2 protein-coding genes and 1 tRNA gene are annotated in these 1,893 nt (G+C 57.5%); 2 read left to right on the top strand and 1 reads right to left on the bottom strand.

The window, feature by feature from the left end:
- Together WBG82_RS15645 and WBG82_RS15640 are read left to right on the top strand one after the other, a co-directional pair.
- Positions 1–953 (top strand): hypothetical protein (locus tag WBG82_RS15645; RefSeq protein WP_424425814.1); only part of this gene is annotated, 953 nt, incomplete at its 5' end.
- Between the two features lie 78 nt (positions 954–1,031).
- Positions 1,032–1,562, top strand: coding sequence for a hypothetical protein (locus WBG82_RS15640; RefSeq protein ID WP_424425812.1), 531 nt, complete (start codon positions 1,032–1,034; stop codon positions 1,560–1,562).
- Between the two features lie 133 nt (positions 1,563–1,695).
- Here WBG82_RS15640 and WBG82_RS15635 read toward each other — a convergent pair.
- Positions 1,696–1,772, bottom strand: a tRNA-Arg gene (locus tag WBG82_RS15635).
- Positions 1,773–1,893 lie beyond the last annotated feature (121 nt).

Genomic DNA, 1,893 nt, shown 5'->3' with positions numbered 1-1,893 from the left:
CTCCGATCTGGCGCGAGCGTATGGTGCCAGGGGAGAATGACTCGATTTTTGCCGACCATTATCCTGATCGGAACGCTGCGCTCGCCGCGGCCAATAAGCTCAATCCAATCTTCCGAGCGGCGCTTTCTGATCGTGTGATGGACCCCGTCAGCAAGCGATCGCTGGAATTGAAAGTCGAAAAGGCCCTGCAAGCTAAACAGCGGTTGCAGGACGAAGAGGCATTGATGTTCGCCGAAGCCCTGCGTCGTCATGCCGACGACGAACGGCCTAGCGCTGATGCATTGAAGCTCGCACCAGAGGCAGAGCGTTATCGTGTCGATCTCACTGAGCAACTTGCGGCTATGCCCTATCTCAAGGTTGCCAAGGTCGGCCGATCGAACAACCGTTGGGCTCATTATCTCCTGTACCTCGGACACGACGGCATCTGGTCCAAGCCTTATCTCGCCGGTGAAAAGGCGGCCCAGACCGCCGAGCGAGCAAAGATCGCCAACGGCTTCGAACTCAGCGCCAGCACACACTGGGGCAAAACGAAAGCCAAGATCAGACAAATCCTGCTGCCCCGCGCCAATCAATTGCTCCAGCTTGCGAGCGTGCAACGCCTCCTCGCCGAGGCTCTGGCGCGAGGCGAACGTGTCCTGGTCTCGAACGGGATCGTCTTTTGGTACGAGGCCGATGGCGGCATTGGCTGGCAGGTGAAGGAGACTTCTTCGACTCGCGAAGCCGAAGGGGCGGCGGTCTGGAAGGAGGGGACAATCCTCTCCACCAACCACGGCCGGCTAGTCGTTCTTCCCTACATAAAGGAGAATGGAGAGCACATCCGCGGCCATACTAAGAATGGTCCAAACGACGGGCGCGCTCTTCCGCGCCATCCCGACCACTATGTCGAGATCCCATTTTCTCTGTACGACGGCGATCTCATGATCGGGCTGCTCGGAGAGCTACCCTACGAATGAGAGTGAATGTTCCCAGTGCCCGATCGTCGTTTTGTTAACTGGGCGTAGGTTGCGAAACGAGTGCGAGAAGGAAGATCGATGTCACCTGTTGAGGTATGGCTCAACGCCAATACCGAAGGCTATGCTCACCTCGCTCCCGAAGAGCGCCAAGCAATCCACGAGTCCTCCCTGCTCTGGAGCTTCTTCGAAGCACGAGTGATGGCAAACAATGCCAGCATTGGCGGTTTCCGTGCGCGCGTCGCCGAGACCGCGAACCATGGAGATGGCCTGGATGTTGAGCCCTTTCAGGAGGCTCTTGCGTTCTTCACTGCGCGTTACCGCGACGGTAGTGGCTTCAACCATCGGTTCCAGGCGTTACGCTTCCACCCGGCCCCGAACGGCGGCCGTGCCGAGGTCGAGGCTGTTTTAAGTAAAGCTCAGACGGACTCCGCGGAGACCATTCTGGCATTGCTCATCATCGTCTATCGTCTACGGAACAACCTCTTCCATGGCGAAAAGTGGAGCTATTATTTCAAGGATCAGCTCGGAAACTTTACTCATGCGAGCCCCATCCTCATGCGCACGGTCGAGTTGTTTGCCGCAAAGGGATTGCTGACCGCTCCCGAATAATTGCCCGCCGCGAACATGGGGCGAGGTCCCAGCGGAGGGGAAAGCCTTCTCGGCGCGAGACCCCGCAACACTAAGAAGCAAAGCCGGTTGTGATGGGGAGCAACCGCTCGACTCTGAGCCATCAAGAGGAAGATGGCGCACCCATCAGGATTCGAACCTGAGGCCTCTACCTTCGGAGGGTAGCGCTCTATCCAGCTGAGCTATGGGTGCATTTATCTTCAAATAGTGTCCGAGGTCGACCAGGGTCAATCTCGATTCCAACTTTTCAAACGATCGCAAACGGTGCGGGCCCAAGGCACTGCCGATTGTGGTCGTTCGTACTCTACAGCTT

The organism is Parvibaculum sp. (assembly GCF_049671045.1).
Classification (GTDB): Bacteria; Pseudomonadota; Alphaproteobacteria; order Parvibaculales; family Parvibaculaceae; genus Parvibaculum.
This window is presented reverse-complemented; position numbering and strand designations above follow the sequence as displayed.